Annotated in this window: 14 protein-coding genes; 10 read left to right on the forward strand and 4 right to left on the reverse strand. The window is 46.0% G+C overall.

All coding sequences use genetic code 11. The features are described from left to right. Window positions 1–42: 42 nt before the first annotated feature. The 3 genes from leuD (at window position 43) to leuB (ending at window position 3,309) form a co-directional block, all read left to right on the forward strand. A complete protein-coding gene (leuD, locus tag D0X99_RS08775; RefSeq protein WP_119477298.1) occupies window positions 43–633 on the forward strand; it encodes a 3-isopropylmalate dehydratase small subunit in 591 nt (196 codons plus the stop codon). 80 nt (window positions 634–713) lie between these two features. Next, on the forward strand, window positions 714–2,273 hold the full coding sequence (locus tag D0X99_RS08780; RefSeq protein ID WP_119477344.1) for an alpha-isopropylmalate synthase regulatory domain-containing protein: 1,560 nt from the start codon (window positions 714–716) through the stop codon (window positions 2,271–2,273). Continuing rightward, window positions 2,242–3,309 carry a 3-isopropylmalate dehydrogenase gene (leuB, locus tag D0X99_RS08785; RefSeq protein ID WP_119477299.1) on the forward strand — a complete coding sequence of 356 codons (1,068 nt, stop codon included), beginning with the start codon at window positions 2,242–2,244 and terminating at the stop codon, window positions 3,307–3,309. The genes D0X99_RS08780 and leuB overlap by 32 nt, the downstream gene beginning before the upstream one ends. Before the next feature lie 239 nt (window positions 3,310–3,548). Here leuB and D0X99_RS08790 read toward each other — a convergent pair whose 3' ends face one another. Genes D0X99_RS08790 through D0X99_RS08800 form a run of 3 tightly spaced genes read right to left on the reverse strand, consistent with a single transcriptional unit; the run spans window position 3,549 to window position 4,625 of the window. Continuing rightward, window positions 3,549–3,788: a DUF2442 domain-containing protein gene (locus tag D0X99_RS08790; RefSeq protein WP_119477300.1), complete on the reverse strand. Its 240-nt coding sequence runs from the start codon at window positions 3,786–3,788 to the stop codon at window positions 3,549–3,551. A 4-nt stretch (window positions 3,789–3,792) separates the two neighbouring features. Further along, entirely contained in the window at window positions 3,793–4,041 is a 249-nt protein-coding gene (locus tag D0X99_RS08795) for a DUF4160 domain-containing protein (RefSeq protein WP_119477301.1), read from the reverse strand. Continuing rightward, window positions 4,041–4,625: a hypothetical protein gene (locus tag D0X99_RS08800; RefSeq protein WP_119477302.1), complete on the reverse strand. Its 585-nt coding sequence runs from the start codon at window positions 4,623–4,625 to the stop codon at window positions 4,041–4,043. Before D0X99_RS08800 ends, D0X99_RS08795 begins: the two co-directional genes overlap by 1 nt. 77 nt (window positions 4,626–4,702) lie before the next feature. Here D0X99_RS08800 and truA point away from each other — a divergent pair, with 77 nt between their 5' ends. Further along, window positions 4,703–5,485, forward strand: coding sequence for a tRNA pseudouridine(38-40) synthase TruA (gene truA / locus D0X99_RS08805; protein ID WP_119477303.1), 783 nt, complete (start codon window positions 4,703–4,705; stop codon window positions 5,483–5,485). 158 nt (window positions 5,486–5,643) lie between these two features. Here the strand turns inward: truA and D0X99_RS08810 are convergent, their stop codons facing one another. Next, window positions 5,644–7,110, reverse strand: a complete 1,467-nt coding sequence (locus D0X99_RS08810) for a sulfatase (RefSeq protein WP_119477304.1) — start codon at window positions 7,108–7,110, stop codon at window positions 5,644–5,646. Between the two features lie 280 nt (window positions 7,111–7,390). Here D0X99_RS08810 and D0X99_RS08815 point away from each other — a divergent pair, with 280 nt between their 5' ends. From D0X99_RS08815 to D0X99_RS08840, 6 genes are all read left to right on the forward strand, one after another. Then, window positions 7,391–11,278 carry a glycosyl hydrolase gene (locus D0X99_RS08815; RefSeq protein ID WP_119477305.1) on the forward strand — a complete coding sequence of 1,296 codons (3,888 nt, stop codon included), beginning with the start codon at window positions 7,391–7,393 and terminating at the stop codon, window positions 11,276–11,278. A 276-nt stretch (window positions 11,279–11,554) separates the two neighbouring features. Beyond that, window positions 11,555–15,577, forward strand: coding sequence for a hybrid sensor histidine kinase/response regulator transcription factor (locus D0X99_RS08820; protein WP_119477306.1), 4,023 nt, complete (start codon window positions 11,555–11,557; stop codon window positions 15,575–15,577). 156 nt (window positions 15,578–15,733) lie between these two features. Continuing rightward, the gene (locus tag D0X99_RS08825; RefSeq protein WP_119477307.1) at window positions 15,734–18,886 is read left to right on the forward strand and encodes a SusC/RagA family TonB-linked outer membrane protein; all 3,153 of its coding nucleotides are present in this window, start codon (window positions 15,734–15,736) and stop codon (window positions 18,884–18,886) included. Between the two features lie 5 nt (window positions 18,887–18,891). Then, window positions 18,892–20,427: a RagB/SusD family nutrient uptake outer membrane protein gene (locus D0X99_RS08830; RefSeq protein ID WP_119477308.1), complete on the forward strand. Its 1,536-nt coding sequence runs from the start codon at window positions 18,892–18,894 to the stop codon at window positions 20,425–20,427. A gap of 94 nt (window positions 20,428–20,521) precedes the next feature. Further along, window positions 20,522–21,934, forward strand: coding sequence for a sulfatase-like hydrolase/transferase (locus D0X99_RS08835; RefSeq protein ID WP_119477345.1), 1,413 nt, complete (start codon window positions 20,522–20,524; stop codon window positions 21,932–21,934). A 29-nt stretch (window positions 21,935–21,963) separates the two neighbouring features. Further along, window positions 21,964–23,646, forward strand: a complete 1,683-nt coding sequence (locus tag D0X99_RS08840) for a right-handed parallel beta-helix repeat-containing protein (RefSeq protein WP_119477309.1) — start codon at window positions 21,964–21,966, stop codon at window positions 23,644–23,646. Window positions 23,647–23,657: the final 11 nt, after the last annotated feature.

Consider the following 23,657-nt stretch of genomic DNA (forward strand, 5'->3'; position numbering starts at 1 on the left):
TTTTTCAATCTTCCAATCTTTCAATTTTACAATTCGAAAAAAATGGCTTACGATAAATTTACTGTACTGCGAAGCACTGCGGTTCCTTTGCCGACTGAAAACGTGGACACCGATCAAATTATTCCTGCCCGTTTCCTTAAGGCAACTGAGCGAGAAGGTTTTGGAGACAACTTGTTCCGTGACTGGAGATATGATGTCGAAGGCAATCCCAAGAAAGATTTTGTCCTTAATGATCCTACCTATACCGGAAAAATCCTCGTTGCAGGCAAAAACTTCGGTTCGGGTTCCAGCCGCGAGCATGCCGTTTGGGCAATCTACGATTATGGATTTCGATGTGTGGTTTCCAGCTTTTTTGCAGACATCTTCAAAAATAACTGTCTGAACATCGGAGTACTTCCGGTGACGGTATCTGCAGAATTCGCTGAAAAACTATTTGACGCCATTCAGGCTGATCCCAAAACTGAGATCGAAGTAAACTTACCTGAACAAAAGATCAAATTGCTTTCCACAGGTGAGTTTGAGTCTTTTGACATCAATGAATACAAAAAAGACAACATGCAAAATGGCTTCGATGACATCGACTATTTGCTGAATATGTCTTCTGAAATCGATGCCTTTGCAGCATCCAGGTAATCCACTTTAAAAAAATGGAGGCAAACAGAAATCATGCGGGTCAGCCCTCTAAGGGCCTTGAGAATCGTCGCATAGAAATCATGGATACGACCCTGAGGGATGGAGAACAGACCTCTGGCGTTTCCTTTTTGCCTTCTGAAAAGCTTCAGATTGCCAAGTTGCTTTTGGAAGAACTGAAAGTGGACCGCATCGAAGTGGCTTCTGCACGGGTTTCTGAAGGAGAACTCGAAGGCGTGCAAAAGATCACCCAGTGGGCAGCTCAAAAGGGCTATTTGGAACGTGTGGAGGTGTTGGGATTTGTGGATACTCCGGTTTCTGTTAATTGGATTGTAGAAGCAGGAGCAAAAGTTCTGAACCTGCTTACCAAGGGCTCTCTCAATCACCTCGTTCACCAGCTGAAAAAAACGCCCGAGCAGCATTATGCGGAAATTGCCAAAAGCATCGCCTTTGCGCAGCAAAACGGCATAGCTGTAAATGTGTACTTGGAAGACTGGTCCAATGGCATGCGCAATTCTCCGGAATACACCCTAGGTCTGATTGAGTTTTTAACCCACCAGCCGGTGAAGCGGATTATGCTTCCGGATACCTTGGGGTTGCTTTCTCCGGATGAGGTAAAGGATTACTTTGATCTCATCGTAGCCAAGTTTCCCGGGATTCATTTCGATTTTCATGCTCACAATGATTACGATCTCTCCGTGGCCAATGTCATGGAGGCGATTTTGCATGGTGCATCCGGTATTCACACCACCGTTAATGGACTGGGTGAAAGGGCTGGAAATGCACCTTTGGAATCGGTCATTGCGGTGATCAAGGATTTCACCAAGTTGGAAATCGGGGTGCAGGAGCAAAAGATTTTCCGGGTTTCCAAGCTGGTAGAGCAATTTTCAGGGCAGCATATTCCTGCAAACAAGCCTGTCGTTGGAGAAAATGTTTTCACCCAAACTGCCGGTATCCATGCCGACGGAGACAACAAAAAGAACCTCTATTTCAATGATTTGCTTCCTGAGAGATTTGGTAGGCAACGAAAATATGCCTTGGGGAAAACCTCAGGCAAAGCCAATATCCTGAAGAATCTGGAGGAGTTGGGCATCTCTCTGGAAAAAGACGAACTCACCCGGGTGACCCAGCGAATCATCGAATTGGGGGACAAAAAAGAGCGAGTGACGACCGAGGACCTCCCTTACATCATCTCCGATGTCCTGCAAAACAACTCGATTTCCAAATACATTAGCATCGAAGGCTATCACATGACTCATTCCAAGGGATTGAAGCCTTCTGTTCAACTAAGACTCAACGTGCATGGGAAGTCGTACGATGCCACCGCTACCGGAGACGGGCAGTATGATTCGTTCATGAGGGCTGTGAAAAAAATCTACAAATCCCTCAAAAAGGAACTTCCCAAGCTGATAGATTACCATGTTTCCATTCCTCCCGGCGGGAAAACCGATGCCTTTGTGGAGACGGTGATTACCTGGGATTATGGCAAGATATTTAAGACCAAAGGGCTCGACCCTGATCAAACCGTGGCTGCGATGATGGCCACAGAGAAAATGCTCAACATCGTCGAATCGTTTAACAAAATTCCCACGAAAGAAGAATCCGCTTATTATGGAAATGAATATCGCACTGCTGCCGGGTGACGGCATCGGTCCTGAAGTCATTGCTCAGGCAGTTAAAGTAGTAAAGGCCATCGGCCAAAAGTTCGGTCACAAAATCACGTTCAAAGAAGGCTTAGTTGGTGCTTGTGCCATTGATGCTACAGGAGACCCTTATCCCAATGCCACGCATGAGATATGTGCCGCTTCTGATGCAGTTCTCTTCGGAGCGATTGGTGACCCTAAGTATGACAACGATCCCAAAGCCAAAGTCCGCCCCGAGCAAGGTTTGCTCAGAATGAGACAAAAGCTTGGACTTTTTGCCAATGTCAGACCCACTTTCACTTTCCCTTCTTTGGTTCATAAGTCTCCGTTGAAGCTTGACCGAGTAGATGGGGTGGATTTGGTCTTTTTCAGGGAATTGACCGGAGGTATTTACTTCGGTGAGCCAAGAGGCAGAAACGAACAAGGTACCAAAGCTTTTGATACCAATGTGTACAGCAAGGAGGAGATCGTTCGATTGGCCAGAATGGGTTTTGAAGCTGCGCAAAGGAGAAGAAAACTCCTGACCTGTGTTGACAAAGCCAACGTGATGGCGACTTCCAGACTTTGGAGAGAAACCGTACAGGAATTGGCTCCGGAATATCCTGATGTCAAAGTGGAATATGAGTTTGTCGATGCTGTAGCGATGCGACTGATCCAATGGCCAAAGGCATACGATGTCCTCATTACCGAAAACCTATTCGGCGACATCCTGACTGACGAGGCATCCGTGATTTCGGGTTCCATGGGCTTGATGCCTTCCGCGTCCTTGGGGTCAAAGGTGAAGCTTTTCGAACCGATTCACGGTTCCTATCCTCAGGCAGCAGGCAAGGATATCGCCAATCCGCTTGGAACAGTTCTTTCCGCAGCCATGATGTTTGATTATGCCTTTGGATTGGCTGAGGAAGCCAAACTTATCAGCGACGTGGTCAATCTTTCTTTAGCAGAAGGAATCGTGACCGAAGATATTGCCGAAGGTGGCAAAGCCTACAAGACCTCCGAAGTTGGGGATTGGCTGGCAGCCAAGATTTTGGGATAATTTTCCCGTCTATAAACGAAGAAACCACCTCAGGGATGAGGTGGTTTTTTTATTGACTTTAGAATGGACTCGATTTCAAGTACCAGATTTTGATGTACCCCTTTTTTCCTTTTCTTCTTTAAAAGAAAGCAAACATATATTTCAATCACTGTAGAGAAGAGTATAAAAAATATGAAAACCTGAGTTCGGACATTTTCAACGTGTGAGGTGTTGTCGCCTAACTTTTTCTTGGATTTAAGTCATTTAGGATCATTCACTTTTTGCATTAATCCTTTAACAGATAAATCTTCATCAATCAGAGGCCAGTGAATTCCATAGCCCGATGGAGAAATTTTGTAAAAAGCTCTTTCTACATCAGATGCCAAAAGTAGCTTCGATGAAACTTCCTCTAAATTTACTTTTAACACCCTGTGATCTAACAAAATGATCATTTTGTTTTCCTCAAACCTGATGTCAGAAATTTGGTGCGCATCTACCATGATTTTACTTTTTGAAGTATTCTTTCCAAGATTGAACGATTAAATCGAAGTTTTGGAAAATTATTTTTCTTATTTCTTTTCTGGCTTTTGGAGTCAAATTATAACCAATCTCTTCCCGAATATCCATAATTTCTTCATCAATCCAGAACTTACATTCCATATCACCCTTTTGGGCATGAACGTGAATTGGTTCATTACCTTCATTGGAATAAAAGAAAAGCCTCCAACCAAGTATATAAAGTATTGTAGGCATTAGTCCCTCGCCGGATTGATCATAATATGCGCCCGATGCGTGCCCGGATCCATAATCCAAGGCAAGCCAGGTCCGGCAGGTTTCAAGGGCAATCCGGTGCTTTCCGCTGTCGCCCAAGGAATGTAGACAACTGAGCGCGTATAGGTGTTTTTTGCCTCTCCGGTAGTCCAATTGACATCTGCTTCTTCCGCAGTCAATGCATTGAGTAAGCTACCGGGGTCTCCCATTTTGAGTTTGCCACTTTTCGCTTCAGCCTCCCGAATCTTGAAAATCTCATCCGCAGTTTTCCCTTCCTTTCTCAGTTGCCAACCTCGGGCCATAAAAGGTTGCAAACTCTTGTGGTAACAGGACACGCCCAGACCCGCTCGGCTGGATTCATCTGCGAGGCAGACGGTTTGGTTAGTGCCTTGACGGAGTAAAATGACTTCACCTTTTGCATCATAGCCATACACGGTTGCGGCAGCTCGCTGATCTTCCGGAGCTGCCAAGAGGGCCATTTTGATTTGAATTTCTTTGGAAGGTGCGGATTGGGAAAATGCCTGAAAACTGGTAAAAGTTACCAAAAGGCAAAGTAGTATCTTCATGGTTCTTATTTTTGGGTTCCCTCAAGATACTCAACCTAAGAGGGGATTCAAAGCACCCACTTCTTTTCAGCCTATCCATGCAATCCCGTTCGTTCACTTTCTTGTTTTCAATCAGCTATTTCGGGGCGAGGTTTAAGGGTTGGGCGGTCCAGCCGGGGCAACCCACTGTGCAGGGGAAACTTGAAAAAGTCCTGCGGTTTGTTTTTGGTCACGAGGATTTTCAGATTCTGGGATCCAGCCGAACGGATGCCGGGGTAAGTTGCCGCTCTGGATTTGTTCAGATTTTCCTCCGGGAAAAAGTGGATTTGGAAGGGCTTCTGCCCGATTTCAACCTTCATCTAGGCGGAGAGATTCGGTTGGATTCAGTGCAGGAAGTTCCTCGAGAGTTCAATTTGATCCAAGCCGTGAAAAGGAAAACCTACCGGTATTACTTCTCCAACTCGGATGATTTTCACCCTTTTGCTTCGGCTTATTTGGTACGCATTCCAGGAAAGTTGGATTTGGAAAAACTGAAAGAGGCGACTCAGCTTTTTGTCGGTCTTCATGATTTCAAAGCCTTTTGCACTCCCTCTCCAAATAAAACGGATTACTTCCGGGAGATTTTTTCCGCAGGGATTTATCCGTCGAATGAGTTTCAGGGGCAGTACTTTCCGAAAGAGATTTTCTATTTCGAAGTCACTGGCAATGGCTTTCTTCACCATCAGGTCAGGATCATGATGAATGCGATCTGGAAAGCCGGAAGAGGAGAAATCACCCTGGAACAGCTAAGTCAACGGCTCAAAAATCCTGAGGGATGCGAGAAAATCGCTCCTGCCCCGGCAAATGGTTTGGTGTTGTGGGAAACGGTGTTGGAGGTTTAACTTTCTGGCAAGTTGTCCTGCTTCTCCAAAAGCTGGAAGATATAGAGGATAAGGAAAATGCTGCTTTCGGAAAATCAGTAAAGCGGAAATCCCCCCGCCCCCTTGAGAAGGGGGAGTTCGCCAAATTCAGATTTTAGCCTTTCTTTAAAATTCAACTTTCATTTTGCCTTAGCCTCATTAGGCCTTGGGAAAGCTGCCTTGGTGCTCACCAACCAATCAAACAGCATGGTCTTCATCTTCTCGGCCAGTTCCGGTTGGGTAGCAGCTAAATTGTTTCGCTCGCCGATGTCTTCTTTCAGGTTGTAGAGCTCGACGTTCTGACTTTCATAGAAGTAGATCAATTTCCAGTCTCCTTCACGGATCACCGAACCCGGATTTCCTCCCTGATTTCCATAGTGTGGATAATGCCAAAAGAGTGCTTCTCGTTTAATCTCCTTTTCCGGATCCATTATCCAGGTCTTTAGACTTTTACCATCCAGATTCGGAATGGTTTCCAAGGCTTTTCCGTTTCCACTTAGATCCAAAAAAGTCGGCAGAAAGTCATTGGAGATCACCATAGCGTGGATTTCCTTACCTGCTGGCACTGTTCCTTTCCAAGATAGGATCATAGGTACCCGGATGCCGCCTTCGTAAAGCCATCCTTTACCAGCACGCAGTGGCAAATTAGAAGTTGGACTTCCCTCTGCCGTGGAGAGGCCGCCGTTGTCGGAGAAGAATACGATGATGGTTTTCTCAGTCAGACCTTGAGCTTCGATTTCATCCACCACTTTCCCAACGGCTTGGTCCATGGCTTCGACCATTCCTGCATAGATGGCATGGGCTTGAGTAATGCGGTTTTTGTTGGCTCCTTCTGGTTCGAACTTGTCTTCCAATCCCATCGCGGCCCGTTTTTTTAGGTATTTTTCCTCCAGTGCTTTGGTCGTCATCAAAGGAGTATGGACTGAGTAGAACGAAAGCATGGCGAAAAAAGGCTTGGACTTGTTTTCGCGTATAAACTGAGAGGTCTCAGCAGCCAATCTTTCCGGAAGGTATTCGCCATCGGGTCCGTTTTCCAGTCTCGGGTTGTTGTAGGGGGAAAAGTATTTGTTTCCAGTGGATGGAGCCCCTTTGTCGGTTCCGCCTTTGTTGATGTCGAAGCCCTGATGCTCGGGCCAATGACTTTCCTCTTCACCCAAATGCCATTTTCCTGCGAAAAAGGTAGCATAGCCAGATGCCTTGAATGCCTCAGCCATCGTGATTTCTTCCAAAGTCAAATTGGGCTCGTAGTGTGCAGGCTTGAGTGGTTTGTTTTTGGTCCAATGCCCCTGAATCTCGTCTGGCTGAGGTGCGCCAAACCAATCCGTATTATACATCTTGGAAGGGTATTTTCCGGTCATAATGCTCGCGCGGGTAGGGGAGCAAACCGGAGAGGCTGTATAGGCTTGGGTGAATTTGATCCCCGACTTGACCAATCGATCCAAATTTGGAGTTTCGTAAAATTCACTTCCAAAACTCCCCAGATCTGTCCAACCTAAATCATCCACAAGGAAGAACACCACATTGGGACGGGTGTCGGATTGGGCCTGGATTTGCCAGGATAGCATTATCAAAAGCAAACTGATACCAAAGGACTGGATAAATTTCATTTCTGCTCAGGGTCTTGTTTTCCGAATACTACTTTGACTTTTTTTAAATGCCTAATGGTAAACGAAATGGAGGGGCAATCTGAATGATCTAGGCCCCCTTTTGAATGAATTCACCCCTAGGCCGGAGAATCCCTTTCTTTCCGGAGGGCTTAAGAAGAAGATTCCTTGACTGGTGATAGACAGATTAGACAAGTGAGTTGAATGATTTGGCCCAGAGTAGAGGATAAGTGGGAACTAGATTTGGGACTGTTGAAAATCCTTAAACTAACCCAAAGGGACCATGAAAAAACTTTACCCAAAACTCAAGACAGGACTTTTTCTTCTGTCTTACTTGGGGTTGGTGCTGTCCGCTTTTTCTTTTCAGGGAAAAAGTGGAGAGGTCAAGCCGCAGCCCCAAGCTAACCCCTGCAATTCTTCCACCCAATACCTCTATTGGACGGGGGAAGAAAATGATGACTTTTTCAATGAAAACAACTGGAGGGAGACCAATCAGATCCCAACTTCTCCAGGTCAGGCTGGCGAATCCAATCCGGTTTGCTTGCCTGGGGCCAACAAACAGCCTTACACCATTTGTCCGAATGTGCCTGATTTAAGCAAGGACAAAAAGCCCAGCGCGGGAACCCTAGATCCCGGAAAAGCGATCGGAATGAATCTAATCATTTCCGATGCGAAGGTTTCCGCCACTGGAGCGATTGTATTTGGTTGTGCGGAAAAAGGGCTGACACTGGTCAATTCTACCCTGGATGCTCAGCAAGGTGAAATTTCCCAAGGGGTAGTTTCACTAGATGGCGAAAGTACTGTTCATGTGGGTGGGGAGGATTTTTCTTCCACAGTAACATTCAACTTTCTGGATGCAGCCTCCTGGGTATATCTGAAGCAGGTGAATCCTCAGGAATTGCAATCCCAATTGACTCAATTCCATTTGTCCCATACTTCCGGTACGCTTGGCGTGAATTTCAGAATTAACCAATACTATCAGAAAGGTGCGATTATTCGTCCTTTGGACGCCTCTTTTGCTCCGCTTCAGGTGTTTTCCGAAATGGATTTGCAGAGTGCATCTGCGAATGTGACTGAAGATGTAATTCATCGCGGCGCAGCGATTCCCACCGGCGACAATTCGGTTCAGTCATTTGTCCTGAAGCGTGGATTTATGGCCACTTTTGCCAATAATCCGGACGGTACAGGGAAAAGTAAGGTATACATTGCCTCAGAGGAAGACATGGAAGTGGGAGCTTTGCCTGCCGCTTTGCAGGGAAATGTGAGCTTTATCCGTGTTGTGCCCTGGAACTGGGTGACCAAGAAAGGTACCGGAGGAATCTATCCTCAATTGGATGCAGGCTGGTTTTACAGCTGGAGTGCGACCGGTGTTCCTACTCCGAATTATGATTATGTTCCGATGACTTGGGGATCTGGTGCTGCTTTGCCTGCTGGTATTAATCAGATTATCGGTAAAAAAACCACCACACATGTTTTGGGATTTAATGAATCGGACAACTGTAACGGGGAATCCGGTCAGTTCAACAACCTTTGTCAGCCGGCTGTTGCAGTGGCATACTACGAAGCGTTGATGGGGACCGGTGTTCGTTTGGGTTCCCCGGCACCTAGAGAAGAAGGTCCGACAGGCTGGTTGTTGGAATTTAACCGCATCGCCAAGCAGCGGGACGTACGTTTTGACTTTGTGGCGGTTCACTGGTATGATTGGGGAAGTGGTCCTGCAAATACACCCAATGCCAGCGCACAGGAGATTTTCAACCGATTCAAAGCGTACTTGGCGAATGTGTACCGCATTTACCAGTTGCCGATCTGGATCACCGAATTCAACGCGAATCCTAACCGGAGCACTGCCACTCAGGAGGCATTTTTGAAATTGGCTTTACCATATCTGGAAAGCTTGGATTATGTGGAGCGCTATGCGTATTTCCAGCCTAATCCAAATAATGCCAATCCGGCAAACAATCCTGGAAAGTCTGATTATCTGGATGATGCTGGTAATTTGACGGTAATTGGGCAGTTGTTTCTGGACCATGAGTCTACTCCTTCCATACCAATGGCTACTTATGCCGCTCCAAATAACCTGGAAGGAATGGATCAACCCTTTATTCAGAAGCCGGTGAATTCCTTGGCTTTTGAAGCGGAATGCGGCAAGTATTTGGGAAATCAGTGGGATGTCTTGGCGGATGAGACCGCCTCCAATGGTCAATACATCCGAGGAAATACTAGTAAAACAGGAGCAAGCACGATTGCCAAACAAGTCCATTTCGAGTTTGATCTGACTGAAGGAAGTCAATATCGGGTTTGGATTAGAGCCAAATCCATCGGGGCTGGTTCTATCCGGATTGGAATGGATGGAAATGATTTGGCCCAAATTACTCCTCTGACCAGTGGTGCTTTCACCTGGTTCCAAATTCCCCGGTTTTTTGATTTGGGCAAAGGAACTCACCGCTTGACTTTGGAATTCCCCAATGCCAATATTCTAATTGATCAGGTAGTGATTACCACCGGACCGACCGACTTGGAGTCTTTCGTGCAGGAATTCGGAGCATGTACCCCTTCTGCGATCACTTGGGGCTTGGTAAAAACCGACATCCTTGACTTCTATGAAGCTGAAATGGCTCAGCAAGGTCCTGGTTGGGAGATTTTGGCAGGGGCAAAAGCCCAAGGTGGACTTTTCTCCAGCCCGCTTGATGATCAGGAATCTGTCAATCCTCCGACAGGGAGCAAAGGCGTTTTGACCTTCAATGTGACTGTGGAAGAAGCGGATGAATATGAGCTTTGGGCTAAAGTGCAGGGATACGAAGCGGAAGAATACAGCCTCTGGGTATCTGTGGACGGGGAGCCATTCCGTAAGTGGGAGGGCCTTGGGAATGAACTTTTTGAATGGTACTGGAAAAAGGTGTATCACAGCTACGAAGGCGAGCAGCGCAAATTCTCCTACTACCTGACCGCGGGTTCACATCAGATTCGACTGGCTTCCTCAAGTGGAAATGTGCCCATAGATCGAATCGCAATTGCCAGCAAAGGAAAGCTTCCCGAATCCATCGATCCCAATGTGATTTTGGTGAAGGAAAAGCTGGAGTTTGAGGCAGAGCATGCCACGCTTTTAGGAACGGCATTCGTCGTGGATTGTGGTACTTCTTCTAATGGAAAGCAGGTCAACATGCGAAACATAAATACGAATGGTATTCGCTTTGACCAAATTGTGGCGCAGGAAGCCGGCACTTATGTGCTGAATATTTCATACATGAGTGCGGTAATCCGAAGCTTTCGTCTCTTGGTCAATGGTGTGGCTCAAGGGCAAAAAACCGTCCAATCGTCTGGGGCTTGGTGTTTTAATAATGGTGTACCGGGTGTCTACAAAGTGGAGGTCACTCTAAAGGAAGGGCTAAATTCGATAGACATCACTCCATTCATTGGGGACGCGCCGTTTATTGACAAAATCAAGCTGGAAAAAGCACCGTTTGTAGGACTTTCCTTTGAAGCGGAATTGGCGGAACAGATTGGTGCTAATACGTTGGTCACTTGTGGCACCTCTTCCAATGGTCAAATGATCAACATGTTAAAAGCAACTTCCAATGGAGTGAAATTCAGCGGAATCAATGTGCCGTTTGCTGGCAAATACCTGGTGGAGGTTCACTACATGTCCGCAGTTGATCGTAGTATTCGATACGCCTTAAATGGGGCAGGTTTTGTAACAGAAACTTTCACGGATTCAGGGGAATGGTGTTCTAATGGTGGAGTTACCGCTGTAAAAACCTACGAAATGGACCTCAAGATGGGGAACAATACCCTTGAGTTTAGACCTACTGGAACTGATGCACCTTTCCTGGACAAAATCGTGATCAAAGAAACAACAGACGGACAAAATCTCCGCGTATTTGATTCTCCTACTGCTATTCAAGCAGAGCAAAAAGCAAGAGAATTCAGAGTTTATCCCAATCCTGTTCAGGCGGGCAACCCAATTACATTGGAAATTCCCACACTATTTGATCAGCCGGGAGCAGCACAGGTTCAAATCACTGACCTGACCGGAAAGGTGATTCACTCCCAGGTTATTTCCGATGGCTCCATCGAGGAACTTGGGCTGACCAAAAGTTTGGCAAGAGGCATGTACATTGTCCTGGTTCAGCAAGGTCAGATTTGGCAAAGTAAAAAGTTGATAGTGCAGTAGTTAATCACCTGTTTCAATTGTTGGAGGGCTGGTCTTGGATCAGCCCTCTTTTTTTGATCATTTTTGACCTGAGGTGAAAAAACCCTGACTGATTCGTCAAGAAAGCTGACCGATTTCACCCCTATAAACTGCTTTTGGGAAGCTTAATTTACCTCGCATCAAACAGATTATGGTGATTGAAATTTGCTTGGCAAATTGCAGCTCACCCAGTCTTTGAAGCGTGGCTTTTGAAAAAGCCATAACTTATTCCCATACCCAAATAACCTACCTGAAGTCATGCGGATTTTCAGTGTTTCCCTGGTATTCTTTCTGGTTTCTGGCCCGCTATTTTCCTTTCAAGGAAAGATGGAGGAGGATTTTTCCATTGATGTACTCAATGTCAGGAAAGGATTGCTCAGCAATTACGTGACTCGGGTGGTCAACGATGAATTCAACACCAAGTACTTTGCCACCGAAGGAGGAATCACCAAATACGACGGGTACGACTTTTCCGAATACAGGCCGGGGCCGGAATACCCAGGTCTGAAAAATGAAAACATCGAAACACTTTTTAAGGGCCAGAGCAATCTGATCTGGATCGGGACCAAAGGCGGGGGACTCTCTGTGTTGGACCCTGGAAAAAACACCATTAAATCCCTGAATGCTGCTTTTGAGGAATATTCAGAAAGTGCGCTTCGGGTTATTTCCATCAACCAGGGAACCGATGGTAATATTTGGGTTGGAACCTGGAGTGATGGGATCTTTTTGCTTGATCCTGTCACCGAGAAAGTCGAAAAACATTTTCCTTTCAAGCAACCCGTCTTCAATATCATCCGCGACAGATTCAGCAACATCTGGTTTCTGACTGGGATCGAACTCATGAAATTTGATCCATCCGAGGGCAGATTGATCCGATTTCAGACGGGAAGAGTGCACTACAACCTCATCGAAGATCCCGTTCGAAACAAGATCTGGATGATTGGAAATGAGGGGCTGAAAACAGTTCTCACGGGATTCGACTTTGAAACCCAGAAAATTGAGCGCAAACCAACCAATTTCGAGGCAAGGTATATACTTAGTCTCGGCTTGGATAAGCAGGGAAGGTTATGGATAGGCAGTTGGGGGGACGGGCTTTTTATCAGCGACGAAAATCTCCAGAATTTCCGCCGGGTCAATACCAACCCGCAGGGAGTCACGGAAGACAACATCAACTATTCGATCATCCTCAGCATTGATTTCGATGAAAATGGCATTGCCTGGTTGGGAACTTCTCATGGAGGTGTTCTGATCCTGTACCCCAACAAGGGTTTTTCATTTGCCTCACTTTCTGCCAAGCAAACCATTTCCGACAAAAACATCACCTCCCTGCTGATTTCACAGTCGGGTAAAACCTACCTGGGAACCCTGGTGGAAGGATTGTATTCAGGAACTTCTGGGAGTGATTTCCAAGGAGAAAATCAGGTCTTCAAATCCAAAATCCATACCCTGTATGAGAAGGGAGAATTCTTATTTGTTGGGACTGGAAACGGTCTCTATGTGGTGAAAAACGGAAATTTCGGTTCTGCCCAACGCTATTTTCCCAGTCAGAAAATCACAGCTATCCTGCACGATTCCAAAAACCGACTTTGGGTAGGTACCCAACAGTCAGGTTTGAAAATGGTGGATTTTACTACCTACCCAACTCTTAAAAACTGGAAGATTTTTGAGGAAGGAAGTTTGGAAAATCCACTGGAAAACAACCGAATCAGCAAGATCAGAGAAGGAAAATCAGGCGAAATCTGGATCGGCACGTATTCAGGAATCAATCGTTTTGATGAGAAGCAAAATCGGATACTTTCCCACAAGGACTTGTTGGGAGATAAGCTAAACAGTCTGATCATCAATGACCTACTTTTGGCAGGAGATTTCATGTATTTGGGTACCCCAAATGGACTGGCTGAACTTGAAGTGGATGGAAGCCACCTTATCATGAAAAGATTTTTTGACAAAAAGGATGGCTTGATCAATGATTTCATCTGTGCCATTGAGCCGGATATTGCCGGAAATATCTGGCTGAGCACCACGACTTCGATTACCAAGTTTAAGAAGGGACAGCAAAATTTCATCAATTACGATCGTGAAGACGGGGTGTTGATCAACTCCTTTCACGTCGCGTCCTCGTTTCAGGATCCCCAAGGGAAGATCTATTTTGGTGGATCCAATGGGATGGTTTCTTTTGAGCCTGACCAAATCAGCGAGGAATTTCATGTGCCTCAGGTCGTGTTGAGCAAGCTGATCGTCAACAATCAGGTGCTGCAGGTAGGAGATGAGGTAAACGGGGAGGTAATCCTTCAAAATTCCATCCAAAAAACGGAGAAAATTGTACTGGACTATTCCCAAAACCACCTGTCTTTGTCCTTTTCGGCCAACGACTACCTCGGCCCGGAAAACATCGTCTATTCCTACATGCTCAAAGGGCTGAATGAGGAATGGGTGAACCTCGGCCGTCTCAATCAGATTAGTTTCACGGGCTTGCCTTGGGGTGAATACGAGCTGCTGATCCGTGCCAGCCGCAACAATCAGGACTGGAGTCCCGCGCGAAGTCTGCTGATTCAGATTCAGGCGCCACCTTGGCTCTCCTGGTATGCTTTCCTGATTTATTTGTTGGTACTCGGAGGGATTTTGTTTTTGTTCCGATACATCTCGATCCGTCAGGCCAAACTTCGGGCAGAGCTCCAGATTATCCAGATCGAAAAAGAAAAGGAACACCAGCTCAACGAGGCCAAAATCAACTTTTTCACCAATATCTCCCATGAGTTCCGTACACCGCTCACCTTGATTTTGAGTCCGGTGACAGAGCTGTTGGAACAGTTTGATTTTAGCGAGTCTGTACGTGAAAAGCTCCGGTTGGTGGAGTCAAACAGTAAGCGCATGCTCCGACTGATCAATCAACTTTTGGACTTCAGAAAGTCAGAACATGGGCTGTTGAAGTTGAATAAGACCTACTCGGATTTTATAGGTTTTGCCAAGGAGGTCTTTGTCAGTTTCCAAAACATGGCTGCCAAAAAGCATATTGACTACCATTTTGAGTCGGAGGTAGAGTCTTTTCCCATGGAGTTTGACCGCAATCAGATGGAAATCGTGCTGTACAACCTGCTTTCCAATGCCTTCAAATACACGCGTCAGAAGGGGAAAATATCCCTGAAAATTCAAAGTGATCAGGGCTACCTGTCGGTTTCCGTTTCGGATACTGGAATAGGAATGACCCCTGAAGAATCAGAGAAAGTGTTTGACCGCTTCTATCAGGTGCAAAATGCCGAGACAGCCAATCTATCCGGGAGCGGAATAGGTTTGGCGTTTTCAAAGAATATCGTGGATTTGCACCAAGGGGAAATCAAAATCCACAGCACAAAGGATGTGGGTACGGTGGTAAAGATTTTATTCCCGTTGGACGAAATCCAAGGACGAAATCCGGATGAAGTTCAAAAGGAAGAAATGAGTCTTGACTTTTTCAATGAGGATATCCTTGAGCAAGGCAAAGCCGTCAATATGGAGCGGGAACAAAAGGGGGCCACCATTTTGATAGCAGATGACAATGATGACATCCGGAAGTATCTCCGGAATTTGCTAGAAGATGAGTACTACATTCTCGAAGCCGAAGATGGGCTTGCCGCCTTGGATTTGATCAACCGAGAGCTGCCGGATGTGGTCATCAGCGATGTGATGATGCCAAAAATGGATGGGATCAAACTTTGCGAAGCGATTAAAAATCAAATTACTACCTCTCATATTCCAGTCATCCTGCTTACGGCCCGAGCTTCCATGGCCTATGAAATGGAAGGGTTGAAGACCGGTGCAGAAGATTACATCACCAAGCCATTCAATCCGGGTATTGTAAAAACCCGTGTATCCAACATCCTGGAAAACCGCTCCAAACTTCGGGAATACTTCCTGAACAAAGTGCGGTTTGAACCCGATTCCCAGCAAGTTCAGGAGTCTGATATGGATGCTCAGTTTATCGAAAAGGCTATTCAGTTGGTCAATGAAAATCTGCAGGATGAAAGTTTTGGAATTGAAATCATGGTAGACAAGCTGTTTATGAGTCAGTCAACGCTTTTCCGAAAAATCAAATCTCTGACTGGTTTATCGATCACAGGATTTATCCGATCCGTACGTCTCAAGCATGCTGCCCAGATGATTCTTCAGACCAATATGAAACTGAGCCAGGTTGCGCTGGAAGTGGGCTTCAATGATTACAAACATTTCAAAAAGTCCTTCCAGCAGCAATTTGGATGTCTGCCTTCCGAATACAAGGCGAAAATTCTGGAGCGAACCGAATAGCTTTCCAACTCCCCTAAAAAGCACCTCCAATGGGGTGCTTTTTTTATTTATGGCTGATTTACCCCGCATCATGCCCGATTCACCCCCCGCAAAATCATTCAATAGCCATCAATTTTGGTCAAAAGAAAATTATCAATAACTCAAAATCTTCCTTTCATGAACATTAAAATTGGAAAAGGATACACGCTTGATAGGGTGAAATGCCTAATCCTATCTCAGAAAAAAATGCTCTTGCTGGGATTGCTGTTTTTCCATGCAATGGGCTTTTCCTGGGCCTGGCAATCGGCTGTCGGCGTCACGGGCAAAGTGACATCTCTCGATGGGGAAGCACTTCCCGGTGTAGTGGTGTTGGAAAAAGGTACGACCAATGGTAAGGTGACTGATTTGGATGGAAGTTTTTCCATTTCGGTGAAGTCGTCAGAATCAATTTTGGTGTTCAGCCTGGTGGGATTTACCACACAGGAAATCCAGGTAGGGAATCAATCCGTCATCAATGTGAATCTATCTGAGTCCGAATCCCTGCTGCAGGAAGTTGTGGTGGTGGGTTATGGCGAGCAGAAAAAACTGAACCTAACCGGATCTGTCGAAACCCTAAAATTTGACGAGGCAGTAAACCAGCCAGTAACCAACTCCGCACAACTGATGTACGGTAAGTTTTCCGGGGTTCAATTAACTCAGTCCTCCGGTCTCCCGGGAGCCGATGGTTCCGCGATTACCATCCGAGGAATCGGGACATTCGGCGGCACCAATCCTTTGGTGGTGATTGACAATATCCAATACGATGGATTATCAGAATTCAACAACTTGGCGCCCTCTGATATCGAAAGTATTTCGGTTTTGAAGGATGCTTCCGCTTCTGCCATCTATGGAGCAAGAGGTGCCAATGGGGTTTTGGTGGTAACTACCAAAAAAGGAACCAAGGGTAAGTTTTCAGCAGATTACAACAACTACTTCGGTATGCAGCGGGTCACTGTGATTCCTGAGTATCTTGATGCTGTAAACTATGCGCTTTTGAGAAACGAGCGTGACCGAAACGTAAACGGCCCAAATACTGCAATTAGATTCTCTGAAGCAGATATTGAAGCAATCCGAAACGGCACCAATCCGGATCAATGGTCAAATACCAAGTGGTCAAATGTGGCGCTTCAGGATGCCCCAATTCAAAACCATTACCTGTCCTTCTCCGGTGGGACAAATGAGACCACCTATAGAATCTCCCTGGGATTTTTAACCCAGGATGCGGTAGTAAAAGGAAAATTCAAAACTGACCGATATAACCTTGGTATCAACCTAAGCATCAAACCAAATGATTGGTTGACGGTAACTAACGTGACCAATGGATTCTGGTCCAGATTTGAAGGACCCAGTGGAGGTGCTTCTGCAATTACCGGCGAGACCGGAATTATCAATCAGTTCCAGCGCTCTTCTCCGGTAGTGCCGGTTTACTATTCTAATGGAGAATTGGGAATTGTGGATGGCGCTTATCAAAAAGTGAACTTCTCTTATCCGATCAATAACGTATTGCAGACCGGATATTATGGAGATTACAACAGTGACAACATCAACCTCAGTGAGCGAATCGGATTGAGTGCCAAAATCTTGGACGGCTTATTTTTCGAGACCAGTGGAAGTGTAATCATCAATTATGCAAACATTTCAAATTTCCGACCTACCCTGACCACCAGAGATTGGGCTGGTAATGTGGTTGCAAAGAATGACCTGAACAGCTTGACCAACACGCTGGATTACAACTACCGCTTAATGAATGAAAACATCCTGAGGTATTCTACGACCCTCAAGGATGTGCACAACCTGAGCTTCATTCTAGGTTACTCGGTCATCTATGATAAGACCGACGGATTTTCAGGATCACTTCAGGGCTTCCCCTCTGATGCCATTCAGGAGTTTAATGGTGGAGGAGTAGTTAATCCTTCAGTAAGTGGAGGCGCAGCTGAAGAAGCTTGGCAGTCTTTCTTTGCCAGAGTGAATTACAACTACGAGGAGAAATACCTCTTTGAAGCCAACGTCAGAAGAGACGGATCTTCCAAATTCGGTTCTAACAATCGCTACGGTACATTCCCTTCCCTATCTGCCGGTTGGAATATCGCCAGGGAAGGATTCTTGGATGGATCTGAGACCTTGACCGATTTGAAATTGAGAGCCAGCTGGGGAGTCAGCGGTAATGACCGAATCGGTAATTACATCTACGAACAAACCTACAACACCGGTCTCGACTATACCTTGGGCAATGGTGTCATTGTACCTGCTGTTGCCCTGACTTCTTTGGCAAACCCGTTCATCACCTGGGAGACCATTGAGCAGTATGACATCGGTGTGGATGCATCGTTTTTCAGCAGCAAGCTGAGCTTGACTGCGGACTACTTCAAGCGAATCAGCTCTGATATTTTGTATACCAATTTCCCAATCCCCAGCTCTATCGGGGTGACCAACTTGGCTGCTGTCAATGCTGCGGGAATGGAAAACAGCGGATTGGAGCTTTCGCTTAACTACCGTCACACGATCGGGAAGTTGGTAATGAACCTTTCCGGTAACGTTACCAAAATGGCCGACAACGTCGTAACCGACTTGGGACCTGGAGGTATTGAGACGATCGGTAACAGTACGATCATCCGAATCGGTGTTCCATTCAATGCCTACTATGGCTATCAGGCAATTGGGGTTTTCCAGTCCAAAGAAGAAGTTGACAGTTCTCCAAAGCAGTTTGGCAGCAACTTGACAGCAGCGGGTGATTTGAAGTATGCGGATCTTTCCGGTCCTGAGGGTACTCCTGACGGGGTAATCAATGCCTTTGACCGAACCGTGATCGGTAATCCGTTCCCGAAGTGGATTTATGGCATGAACGCAAATTTCCAGTTCAAAGGATTTGATATGAACGTGGTGTTCCAGGGAGTTGGTAAAATCGACCGTCTGCTGAACAGCAATGGTCAAACACCGATGGAAGGAGACAGAAACAATGCCTTGTCCTATTGGATCAACAGATGGACTCCGGAAAATCCTTCCGAAACGCTACCAAGATTGGGTGGGGTGAACAACGCGGTCATTTCCTCATTCTACATCGAGGACATGTCTTACCTGAGACTGAGAAACCTGGAAATTGGCTATACCCTTCCGTTGAGCATTTCTCAAAAGGCACTCATGCAAAAGGCTCGGGTTTTCATCAGTGGACAGAACCTCCTGACCTTTACCAAAGTGAATAATTTTGATCCGGAGAGACAAAGAGGAGGAGGTACAGATCAGACTGCGCCGCTTTACAAGGTCGTTTCCGCAGGTGTCAACATTAAATTTTAATCAAGATGAAGAAGTTAATATATATACTCAGTATCCTGGTTTTGGCCTCTTGCTCGGAAGATTATCTGGAAAGAGGATCCCTGACCCAGCTTTCAGAAAATAATTTCTGGCAAAATGAAAAGGATGCCTTGTTGGGAATCAACGGGATCTATGATGCCTTGCAGGACCGGGTTTTGTATGGTGGCAATTTGAATAACATCGCAGGTATTCCTCAGCACGATGGTTTTGCGGACAACGCTTTCAACAATTACAAATTTGAAGGTCCGGGAAACTTTGTGGAGGGTAGAGCAGATCCTGCGTTCAGTTATTTCAGTTCTTTTTGGAACTCTTTGTACAGGGGAATTGCAAGAGCAAATATTGCAATTGAAAACATCAACAATATTCCAGAGGCTAATATCACCCCTCAGTCCAAAGCTGCATTGATCGGTCAAGCCAAGTTTCTTAGAGCACTGTTCTATTTCAATTTGGCGGTTCACTATGAGGATGCTCCCTTGATTACGGAATTTCAAACCTTGGAAGAAGCCTATGTAGGTAAAAACTCCTATGAAGAGCTTCGTGCATTCATCATTTCTGAATTGAAATCCGCGGCTGAAGCCTTGCCGGCATCCTACCCAGCCGACCAATTTGGCTACGCGACCAAGGGAGCAGCCTTGTCATTGTTGGCACGTTTTGAACTGTACAATAAGAACTACGGCGAGGTCATCCGCTTGACTTCGGAAATCATGGGATTGGGATATCAACTCCATCCGGATTACGCACAGTTGTTTACCGAAGCTGGTGAGCAGTCCAAGGAAGTTGTGTTTTCGGTTCGCTTTTTCCAGGATCAATCCGCCAATGGAGAGACCTTCTCTTCCACGTTCTTGGGAATTCCCAGAGTGAATATGCAGCCGATGCCTAATTTGATCGACTCCTACCTCTGCATCGATGGCTTGCCGATCACTCAATCACCGCTATACAAGCCTGCTGCTCGAAAAGAAAACCGCGATCCAAGATTGGGAGCATCGGTTTACTTCCAGGGCGATATTTTCCTGATTCACCTCAACCGAGCCTTCCAGGGTAATACCGCGACCCGTTTTGGTCAGAAGAAATACATCAGAAACAATGTCTCTGCCAGCGGAATCGGACCTGATCAGCCGGGAGGACAGGACTTCTATGTGATTCGATATGCTGATGTTTTGTTGATGAGAGCCGAAGCATTGGCAGAATCCGGTCAGCTCACAGAAGTATATACCTTGTTGGATCAGCTGAGAACCCGTGCCAAAATGCCAACAGTAACCAAGGTGAACGGAACAGCCTTGACCAAAGAGAAACTGATTGAATTGGTCAGATTGGAGCGTCGCGTGGAGTTGGCTTTTGAAGGCTTGAGATTCTTTGACGTCAAGAGATGGGGCGAAGTTCAGAAGGCCTATGACAGAGTAAAGGCGGACAAAATCGGTCCTTACAATCCAGTGTATAGAGGAAGACAGTCAGAGGTTTTTGCGATCCCTCAGTCAGAGATCGACGCAAACTCCAAGCTGGAGCAAAACCCGGTTTGGAATTAATTACAGAGTTTTTACGGTAAAATAGATAGGGTAATTTGTAGGTTCATCACTCCCATCTTCAGGGATGGGAGTGTTGCCTTTTCTTTCGGCCTGTATGAAAAAAATCATAAGTACCTGCTTGTTTCTTACTTGTTCATTTTTTGCCTTCGGGCAAAAAAGGCCTGCGTTGGAAAAGCCCAACATCATCGTGATTTTGACCGATGATCAAGGCTACGCCGATGTGGGATTCAATGGGAGCAAAGACATTCCTACTCCGGGGATTGATCGCATCGCTACCAACGGAGTGGTATTCGAAGCGGGATACGTATCCTATGCTGTTTGCGGACCAAGCCGCGCCGGATTGATTACCGGAAGGTATCAGGATCGATTTGGGTTTTCCCGAAATCCCCTTTTGGCACCAAAAGACCCTACTATGGGCCTGCCCCTGAGTGAGGAAACGATGGGAGATGTCCTGAAAAAATCAGGATACAAAACGGGAGTGTTGGGAAAGTGGCATTTGGGAATGCATCCAACGCTACGGCCAAATCAAAGGGGATTTGATGAATTTTATGGGTTTCTCGAAGGAGGACATCGGTATTTTCCGGAGGACTGGAATCTGAGGGATGAAAGTGAAGCAAAAACCCAATACGACGGCTATCGAACCAAACTGGTAAGAAATGATACTCCAGTAGAGGAAACCGAATACCTGACTGATGCCCTGTCCAGAGAAGCTTTGAATTTTGTAAAAGCCCATCAGGACGAACCGTTTTTCCTTTATCTGGCTTACAACGCGCCACATGCGCCGATGCAGGCCACGGAAAAGTACCTCAACCGATTCCCAAATATTCAGGACCCAAAAAGAAGAACCTATGCCGCCATGGTCAGTGCCGTGGATGATGGAGTCGGGGCTTTGTTGGATTTGCTTGCTGAATTGGAAATTGAAGAAAATACGGTGGTTTTTTTCCTTTCAGATAATGGAGGACCGACAAAGGACAATGCATCAGATAACCGTCCGTTGAGAGGATTCAAAAGCGACTTTTTCGAAGGTGGCGTTCGAGTGCCTTTTGCCATGCAATGGAAAGGACAAGTTCCCACAGGTCAACGCTTCGAACATCCGGTGATTTCGCTTGACATCTTTGCCACAGCCGCTTCCTTGGCCAAGGCAAAACCGAAAAATGAATTGGACGGAGTGAATCTCATTCCTTTTCTCACAGGAGAAAAGCAGGAACCACCCCATCAGGCTTTGTACTGGAGAAATTTTGACCGAAACCGGTTTGCAATCCGTACTCCCGATTCCAAAATGATCCTGGAGTCCCAAGCGGATTACTTGTTTGATATCCAAAGTGATCTTTCCGAAAGCAACAATCTCATCGGAACGGATATTACCCGAAAAAACAAACTTTCTGAGCGGATCGAACAATGGAAAAAGCTATTGATGGATCCTTTGTTTTTGGGGCTTTTGGAAGAAAAAGAGTACAATCTGAAGCATCCCGATCGATTTACGCCGGAGCAAAAAGATAAAGAATAACGGATTTTTTTTCCTTGAACTGTTTAAAAATGACAACTAACAGAAAACTGATCCCACTCTTGGGGATATTAATTGTTTTTACTTCCCTTCAATCGGCCAAGGCCAAGGACTATTTCTTTCACCCGCAGAAAGGAAATGACCAAAATTCAGGATTGAATGCAGGACATCCGTTTCAGAGCCTATCGAAAATCAAGGACCTGACCTTGCAGCCAGGGGATCGGATTCTTTTGGCAGGAGGGGAAGTTTTCCGGGGCACTTTGGAGTTGGTAGGATTTAAAGGTTCATCCAATCACCCTCTGTTCATTCAATCGTATTGGGATGAAGGGACGGATTCCGGTCAGAGGATTCCGGCAAAAATTGATGCAAAGGGCTTCGCCAACGGAGTTTTAATTGAAAACTCCAGTTTTGTCCAAGTCCGCAACATGCAAATCACAGGTGACGGATATGGAGAGAAATTGCCAGAAGGCACGATGCGGGTTGGGGTTTTGATCCTTGCTACCGGAAACGCGCAGGTCAAAGGAATTACCTTGGACAGCCTTCGGATTTCGGAAGTTTTCTTCGAAGAAAAAGGCTTCATCCGAGGAGCCCAGGAGGTCAAATCTGCCAACGGTACCCAGCGTTACGGTTGGGGAATACGGCTGATCAATCAGTCCGATGCGGCCATGATCGAGGAAGTGAAAATCCTCAATTCACAGATCAGCAACGTCAGCCACACCGGAATCAAACTTACCGGAAATCAAAGCCAAAATATCCGTCGGATTACCATAGCGGGAAACAAAGTTACTAAGGTAGGTGGACCTGGCATCCAAATGTCCGGGGTCAAGTTTGTCCATGTCACCGACAATGAGGTGGCCTATTCCGGCAGCACCGATGACAGCCGGAAATGGGGAAGGGGAAGTGGACTTTGGACTTGGGGCGCTTCCAATGTGCTGATTGAAAAAAACAAATTTATGTATGCCAATGGCCCGGGGGACTCGGCCGGTGCGCACATCGATTACAATTGCGATAATGTAGTCCTGCAATACAATCTAAGCGCACACAATGCAGGTGGATTCATTGAGGTGCTGGGGAATAATTACAACTGCGCTTACCGCTACAACATCAGTGTCAATGACGGTCATCGGATTAAAGGTCAGGACGGAGCTTTCCAGGAAGGAAAAACCTTTTGGCTAAGTGGCTATCAGGGAGAAAAGAAGCCTAGAAAAGGACCTGTGAACTCCTACTTCTACAACAACACCATCTATGTTGCAGCAGATTTGGTGTCCAAAATTGCCGTGGATAATGGATCAAAGGGGATCCTTATCGCAAATAATATCTTTCATATCATCGGAAAATCCGAGCAGGTGGCAGGGGATCAATATGTGCCGGATGACATTTCCAGTCGCGTGATGGAGGAAGTCTTTTTCAAAAACAACCTCTTCCTTCACGAAAATTCCTGGCCATCCAATGCGATCATTCAGGCTCAGGAATCCCGATTTGGTGATCCAGGGTTTGTCAATCCTGGAGGCTTGAATCCGGAGGATTATATTCCAACAAATTTGGCTTTGACACAAAACGGAATTGAAATTCCCCAGCTGCCGGGAGACCGTTTTGGGCTGATCGAGGGATTGAAAATTAAAAAGGATTTTCTGGGAAATCTGATTGAAGGAAATCCCGGAATTGGGGCAATCCAAGTCTTAAAGTTATCTACTGAAAGTCTGAAGGCGAAATAGGATTATGAATC

The sequence above is a fragment of the Algoriphagus lacus genome (genome assembly GCF_003583985.1).
GTDB classification, from domain to species: Bacteria; Bacteroidota; Bacteroidia; order Cytophagales; family Cyclobacteriaceae; genus Algoriphagus; species Algoriphagus lacus.

Excerpts from the sequence above, each read along its gene's own strand:
- leuD (WP_119477298.1), top strand. The coding sequence starts at position 43 with ATGGCTTACGATAAATTTACTGTACTGCGAAGCACTGCGGTTCCTTTG.
- D0X99_RS08780 (WP_119477344.1), top strand. The coding sequence starts at position 714 with ATGGATACGACCCTGAGGGATGGAGAACAGACCTCTGGCGTTTCCTTT.
- leuB (WP_119477299.1), top strand. The coding sequence starts at position 2,242 with ATGGAAATGAATATCGCACTGCTGCCGGGTGACGGCATCGGTCCTGAA.
- D0X99_RS08790 (WP_119477300.1), bottom strand. The coding sequence starts at position 3,788 with ATGGTAGATGCGCACCAAATTTCTGACATCAGGTTTGAGGAAAACAAA.
- D0X99_RS08795 (WP_119477301.1), bottom strand. The coding sequence starts at position 4,041 with ATGCCTACAATACTTTATATACTTGGTTGGAGGCTTTTCTTTTATTCC.
- D0X99_RS08800 (WP_119477302.1), bottom strand. The coding sequence starts at position 4,625 with ATGAAGATACTACTTTGCCTTTTGGTAACTTTTACCAGTTTTCAGGCA.
- truA (WP_119477303.1), top strand. The coding sequence starts at position 4,703 with ATGCAATCCCGTTCGTTCACTTTCTTGTTTTCAATCAGCTATTTCGGG.
- D0X99_RS08810 (WP_119477304.1), bottom strand. The coding sequence starts at position 7,110 with ATGAAATTTATCCAGTCCTTTGGTATCAGTTTGCTTTTGATAATGCTA.
- D0X99_RS08815 (WP_119477305.1), top strand. The coding sequence starts at position 7,391 with ATGAAAAAACTTTACCCAAAACTCAAGACAGGACTTTTTCTTCTGTCT.
- D0X99_RS08820 (WP_119477306.1), top strand. The coding sequence starts at position 11,555 with ATGCGGATTTTCAGTGTTTCCCTGGTATTCTTTCTGGTTTCTGGCCCG.
- D0X99_RS08825 (WP_119477307.1), top strand. The coding sequence starts at position 15,734 with ATGAACATTAAAATTGGAAAAGGATACACGCTTGATAGGGTGAAATGC.
- D0X99_RS08830 (WP_119477308.1), top strand. The coding sequence starts at position 18,892 with ATGAAGAAGTTAATATATATACTCAGTATCCTGGTTTTGGCCTCTTGC.
- D0X99_RS08835 (WP_119477345.1), top strand. The coding sequence starts at position 20,522 with ATGAAAAAAATCATAAGTACCTGCTTGTTTCTTACTTGTTCATTTTTT.
- D0X99_RS08840 (WP_119477309.1), top strand. The coding sequence starts at position 21,964 with ATGACAACTAACAGAAAACTGATCCCACTCTTGGGGATATTAATTGTT.